The sequence below is a fragment of the Novipirellula sp. genome, from assembly GCF_041583735.1.
In the GTDB taxonomy this organism is placed as follows: Bacteria; Planctomycetota; Planctomycetia; order Pirellulales; family Pirellulaceae; genus Novipirellula.
The window spans coordinates 26,660-33,236 of the sequence record NZ_JBFHFD010000020.1; the positions used below are offsets into that span (position 1 = coordinate 26,660).

At 54.0% G+C, this 6,577-nt stretch carries 4 protein-coding genes; 2 read left to right on the top strand and 2 right to left on the bottom strand.

Annotated features, from left to right (window positions below; genetic code table 11):
- Positions 1–115: 115 nt before the first annotated feature.
- Positions 116–2,107, top strand: coding sequence for a cytochrome c3 family protein (locus tag ABX962_RS03220; RefSeq protein WP_372716561.1), 1,992 nt, complete (start codon positions 116–118; stop codon positions 2,105–2,107).
- A 96-nt stretch (positions 2,108–2,203) separates the two neighbouring features.
- Here the strand turns inward: ABX962_RS03220 and ABX962_RS03225 are convergent, their stop codons facing one another.
- Positions 2,204–3,496, bottom strand: a complete 1,293-nt coding sequence (locus tag ABX962_RS03225; RefSeq protein WP_372716566.1) for a glucose-1-phosphate adenylyltransferase — start codon at positions 3,494–3,496, stop codon at positions 2,204–2,206.
- A gap of 190 nt (positions 3,497–3,686) precedes the next feature.
- On the bottom strand, positions 3,687–4,658 hold the full coding sequence (locus ABX962_RS03230) for a ferredoxin--NADP reductase (protein WP_372716563.1): 972 nt from the start codon (positions 4,656–4,658) through the stop codon (positions 3,687–3,689).
- Positions 4,659–4,871: 213 nt separating this feature from the next.
- Between ABX962_RS03230 and ABX962_RS03235 the strand changes: the two genes are divergently transcribed.
- Positions 4,872–6,395 carry a hypothetical protein gene (locus ABX962_RS03235; protein WP_372716565.1) on the top strand — a complete coding sequence of 508 codons (1,524 nt, stop codon included), beginning with the start codon at positions 4,872–4,874 and terminating at the stop codon, positions 6,393–6,395.
- Positions 6,396–6,577: the final 182 nt, after the last annotated feature.

Consider the following 6,577-nt stretch of genomic DNA (forward strand, 5'->3'; position numbering starts at 1 on the left):
ACGTCGAAGCCTCCCTTGTTTGATCGAAAAATCAGTTTGGAAGAACATCCAGCCTGGTATAGAAACGTGATTTCCCCAATTTGCTTGGTTCTGCCAGCGAGAGGTGTGCAAAAACATGCAGCTCCCCAATAAGGCCGCTCTCTGGTTGGGGGGCGCCGTCGCACTAGTGGCGGGAGCGTTTTGGATTCGGCAAACGTTCTTCACGACTCCACCGCCTGGGCCTTCCCCTCAGGAAAACAGGATCGAGACGCCCTCGCGACTGACAACCGACCGTCCCTCATCAACTGCGCGTGAACCGTCACCAGAACTTCTTCCGCACGGTTTTGTCGGGTCCGATACTTGCGGGACCTGTCATCGCGATCGATTCGAGAGCTACCAGGAAAACGATCACAGCCGTTCGCTGCGACGCGTCGACGATGTCGATCTGAACAGTAACGCTAAAGTGGCTCACGACTTAAGCAATCGGTTGTTCGAAGTTTACCAAAAGAATTCACAGACTTGGCACAAACAGACTTTGCTGCCTGGCTCCACCGATCGCGCCCCAAAGCAGTCAGAAAGACGTCTCGAAGCGGGCGACTATCGGGTTGAATTTGTGATGGGCAGCGGTCACTTCGCGAAAGCGTTCCTGCTTCGCGATCAAGGCTTTTTACTGCAATCCCCCCTCGCGTTTTACACGGCTCCTCAAGCCTACGAAATGTCACCTGGATACGATGTCCCCCACCATCTCGGCATGACCCGGGTGATTGATGACGACTGCCTTTTTTGCCATGTCGGTAGCATAAAAAATAGCAGCGACCCGTTTCGCCCCGTCATCAATGAACTGTCGATCGGGTGCGAGCGATGCCATGGACCAGGATCGCCCCACGTCGCTCACTATCAGACACAAAAGCCCTCCGGTGCCCCCGTGCACCTCGCAGACGATCCGATCAAAAACCCAGCGAATTTAAGCCGGAACGCGCAAGAATCCCTATGTGCCCAGTGTCATCTGCAGGGCGACGAAGTCGTTGATGCGAGTGACCGTACGATCTGGGATTACCGCCCGGGCGACGACTTAGCCGATTACCGCAGGATCTATGAGTTCTCATCACAAGAACCGAATTCCGAAGAGGTCTTTGTTGGGCATTTCGGACAACTTTGGCAAAGCAAGTGCTATCTCGGATCGGACGCACTCACTTGTATCACATGCCACGATCCGCATCACACGCCAAAGCCGATCGAGTTAGATGCACTTCGTAAACAACAATGTTTACAGTGTCACACCGAAGATGCGTGTTCGGTTCCTCACGAAGTCCGCATTCGCGACGAACAAGATCGCTGTGTGGCTTGCCACATGCCCGCGATTACAAGCGAGGTCGTCCATTCGGCAACGACCAATCACCGTATCGGAATTCATCGTCAAGACACGACGCAAGGTATTTCGATCGCGACGGGCGAGCAACGAGAACATGTCGACGATCCGAGCGTGCGACGAATCGCAGCTCCGCAATCGGCAGACGAGGAACAGGAAAAAACAACAAGATCGGATCTGCTTGCGAATTCACTTCGGTTGCTGAATGATTTGACGAGCCAAGGAAAATCCGAGCGGATGGCGGAGCTGGATCCATTATTAGCATCATTGTCTCGCTATGCGGCAGCGCATTTAAACGACTCGTCAATTCATGTCGTCTTGGCACAACTGGCCTATCAAAAATTGTTGTTCGTCGACATGACGCAAGCCGAAACCGCAACGACATGGGAGCTAGCGAGATCGCATGCAGCCAGGGCTTTGGCGAATGCATCGATTTCACGTCGTGACCAACTACGCGCCTGGGAAGTATTGGCAGCGTGGAATTTTGACTCGGGCAACTTTGCAAATGCGAAAACGTATTACCAACGGTTGACCACAGGACGCCGCTCGGCAAGCGACTTCTACAATTTGGGTTTATGTCTCGGAAAGCAACAAGATTTCCTAGCCGCGGAGATGGCGTTTCGCCAAGCCATTCACGTCAACCACGAATACCCATTGCCCTATCGATCACTTTCGATTCTGTACCGTCAAACGAATCCAGAGCTTTCTAGAATGATGGTCGATATTGCTGAATTTCTCATCAATCGAGTCGAACATTAATTCGACGGTCCCTTTTCGTGAACCGAACAATTTGCAGGAAAAAGGAGAAGCGACCAAGAGGATTTAAGCCTCCACTGGCGTCTCAATTCCACCGCATTAGCTTTGGTGTCCCGATTCGATCTGGCCTTCTTTGATCACAATCGAGATCCCGTCGCGGATCTGCAAGGGCTCGTCTTCGCCTTGATTCTCCACTCCGGCTTGGTTGGTGATTTTGACATTTTCGCCAATGCGGCAATTCTTGTCCAAGATGGTTCCCTCGATCACGCTACCGCTGCCGATCCCCATCGGCAACACGCCCGCAGGAAGTTCGGTCCTTTCGCATTCGATGTCGTCGGCGCCCATGACGACCGAATCTTTGATCGTGACATTGTCACCGATCACGGTCCGCAGTCCGATCACGCTGTTTTTGATCGTGACGTTATCACCGATGCGGCAACCATCGGCGATCAAACTCGACTCGATATGTGTATTGCCCATGATGGTCGGCGGCAAGAAGCGAGGCCGGCTGTAGATCGGAGCTTTGGGATCGCGAAGTTCAAATGGAGGCGCCTTCCCTGCGAGCGACAAGTTCGCTTCGTAGAACGCCCGGATCGTTCCGATGTCTTCCCAATAGCCATCGAACAAATGCACTTGGACTTTGTGCGATTGCAGCGACTGCGGGAAAATCCCCTTGCCGAAATCTTCATGCGGCGATTTGTTCAGCAGATCGACCATCACCGACTTGTTGAAAATGTACAACCCCATACTGGCCAAACAGTCACGACCATGGCTCTCGACGCCCCGCGCATCAATCCAGGCGGGATCCATGCGTACCGTCGCCAACTCTTCTTCGGTTTGAGGCTTTTCGACAAACCCGGTCACACGTCCGGTGTCGTTGACCTGCATGATTCCCAGCGACGACGCGTCGTCTCGTGAAACCGGGATCCCGGCGATCGTGGCATCCGCGCCGGATTCGATATGCGTCCGCAGCATGTCGCGGAAATCCATGCGGTACAGCTGGTCGCCCGACAGAATCAGCACATGTTCGATCCAGTCCTCTTCGAGGTGGACCAAGTTTTTTCGCACCGCGTCGGCGGTGCCTTGGTACCAATCGGTCGACTCGTCAACGGTTTGCTGAGCAGCCAACAGCTCGACAAACCCGCCACTGAAGTGATCGAAGTGATAGGTTTGTCGCAGGTGACGGTGCAAGCTTTCCGACAAAAATTGGGTCAGCACGTAAACGCGATTCAGTCCGCTGTTGATACAGTTACTGATCGGAATATCGATCAAGCGGTACTTGGCGGCCAAAGGGACAGCGGGTTTCGCACGGATTTTCGTCAACGGAAACAAGCGAGTTCCGCGACCGCCACCCAGAATCAAAGCAATCGTATTTTTTAGGTCCATGACAATTCTCGTAGTTAATCCAAGTAAGAAAAGCTTCTAAGTGGCAGGTGCCCTGTCGCCCCGAAACGCAAATCGCTGTCGCACTGCTTTCGTGATCGCACTGTGTTCGTGATTTCGAAGAGTGAAGAAGGAAAGGGGGGGAGACTCGTTTTTTAACCTGCTCTACTGCGGGCGCGAAGTATGATTCACGTTGGGTTTACCAATACTTCTCGAAACGAATCGATCCAGGTCCGTGATAATCGTGAGCGTCTTGAAAACCGGCATGTTTTAACAAGGGGATCATTCCGGGATCCACTGGCGGCTCGGCCCCCGGCGGTACGTAGCCAATCATCGCAGGATTGCCACACAGAAAAACATGCGTCCGCTTCGGATCCAACGGATCGCCCGCAAGTTCGGCCAGGCGTCCCGATACAAACAGCTCTTGAATGTATTGTTTGCCGACGTAACGAGGATGATGCGGATCGAGATTTTCAGGATCCCGTGTGGTCACGGGCAAGTAACAATAGTTGCCGAACGTATCCATCAGCTGGGCGTGTTGTCGAGAGTAAGCCAAATCCTTGCGATGGCGAACGCAGGTCACGTTGATGATCCGGCCGCGATGGTTGTTCACCAACAACTCGGTCGCCATCGCGTTATGCGGTGCCTCGCCCGTTCCGGTGCCGAGCATTAAAATGGTCTCATTCGGACGAATCTCGGGGCCAAGCGTGTAATGGCCGACGATTTTTTTTCCGATCATCAATCGGTCGCCGACCTGTTGCTGGAACAATCGCGGCGTCAACGCGGGAGGCCCCTTGTCGGTCGAATCGGCTTTGCGAACCAGTGTGACGTAGAACTCGAGATAATCGACCGAGTTGACCGACGCCAGATTCCCCAAGGGGTCCAGCATCGGGCACGAGATCGAATAGGCTCGCTGAACCACCTTGGATTGCTTGCTAAAGGGCAGCACTTCTCGCTGAGTCCCGGCGATCCGAGGCTCCCAGTTGCCCAGTCCCAAGGTGACGTATTGTCCCGGTTCAAAAGGGCCGAAAGGGGAATCAGGACGGATGCGAAATCGGCTCAAGTCTGAGTGAGAGTCGATTCGCTCAATGATCGTCGCGTTGTAATGCTTTTCCTGCAAACTGCGAATCTGCTCGGCTGTCAGGGGCCCCGAGTCAATCGTCTCACTCAATGCGAACTCTCCACCGTGAATATTGAAGGGAATCACCCTAAATGGGGATTAGCGACTCGATTCGTGACATTAAGCCGTCCTTGGATCAATATAATAGGTATTTATGGGCCGAGTCTTGATAACTTGGCTTCAAATCGCAGCGCAAACTGAATATTTTTCAATGACGTTGTTTTTGTTGACCGTTTCTTTGACGTTTTATTAGACGAGCGTTTCATGCAATTCCCCCAATTGCTGCTTGCTGCCATCCGTTCCGCTGCGGACCGAGTGTCCCGCTTTCGCATCCCCGCTCGCGGTACGCCCTTGGTCCTGCCACTGTCGGCGATCTTGTCGGCGTTGGCTTTCTCGCCAAGTTCGATTCGAGCCGAAACATGGACCGCATTGCGAGGCAACCACAGCGTGGACGCCGAACTACTGGGGATTTGGGAAGGCAATGCGATCTTGAAAATGACCGATGGCCGACGCGTCTCGGTCCCTTTGATCAACCTGATTAGCGACAGCCGGATTCACGCCAACAAAGTCAACGAAACCATTCAAACGCATCGCGCCGAATTGGTCAGCGAGCTCAAGGCGCAAGCGGCCGAGGCGGCTGCCCCCGCACCGACTCCGCTTCCCCAACCTGCGGCCGCTCCGGACTATCGCCCCTTGGACAATGGTGCATCTGCGATCGAAACGCTACAGCATCTGCAAGACCAAGCCGCGTCGGGACATTTATTGTTGGCCTACTTCGACTCGTTGCCACCCAAATATCGCGCCGACCTTGATGGGATTGTCAAAGCAGGGGCGAAAAACATGGACGCGGCAAGTATCGATTCCACTATCGGCCCGCTTTACAAAGGGGCCGACCTTGTCGTCACCCATCAAAATTGGATCTTCAGCCATCCACGAATGAAAATGCTGGACTCCAACACCCGAGAAACCCTAAGCACGCTGATCTTGAATGCAGCTGGGGCGATCCGAGCAACACTCGATCCAGCAGCCCTCACGGCTGAAAAGCTCGATTCGATGCCGTTGCGAGATTGGTTGCTCGAGCGTGACCGCGCCGTCGCACCGCATCTATACGCCCTTCACAGCGTCTTGCCTCCCTCAGCTGCGACGTTTGAAGAATACGATGCGAGCAAACAAAATCCGTACGGCGAATACGGGCAAGAATCCGGCTATGGATCAAGCCCAGACTATGGCCCCGGATCCGAATCAGGCATGGAAATAGCCGAGATGTCGAGCGAAGAGGGCCCCCCTGGCGAATCACCCGCGAAGCCGGATCCCGCCGAACAAGTCAAGCCGGAATCCAATGATGCCAAAATCAAAATCACGCAAAACGGCCGTTCGGTGATTGTCGACATGGTCCGAGTGGACGGGTACTGGATTCCAAAGTCGCTGTCCGAAAATTGGACAGAATCGGTGGCATCGAAAAAAGAACAGGTAGCCGCCTCGGGATTGATGTCGTTGGTGGATTCGCCCGCGATCACTGCGGTGGGATCGATGCTGCAGCCCACCATCGATACACTCGCCTCAGCAACCAATGCCGAAGAGTTTCACAAAGCAATGGAAAACGTTTTCCAGCAAGCTCAAACCTTTGCGTCGGTGTTAGGGGGACTTGCCGGAAATACCTCGGGGATCTCCAATCCATGGCAGCCCACTAAATCATCCAGCTCCCCGCGATCCGGCGGTAGCGACGGTTATCCGGACGACCAGTATCGCGAAGAAATGGAAATGCAGTACAACTCGGACGCACCGTAATAAGGGTCGCCCCAGCAATTGGCCCTCGCCGCTGCAAACGAAACTCTCTCGATCGGAATCCTGCCAGGCGTGTCTGAAGAAACTGAATCAACCGTTGCGATTATCGGTGGCGGTTTGTCAGGACTCGCCACGGCCGTCCATCTGCATCTGAAAAATCCCGATCGAAAACTTGTGCTCCTCGA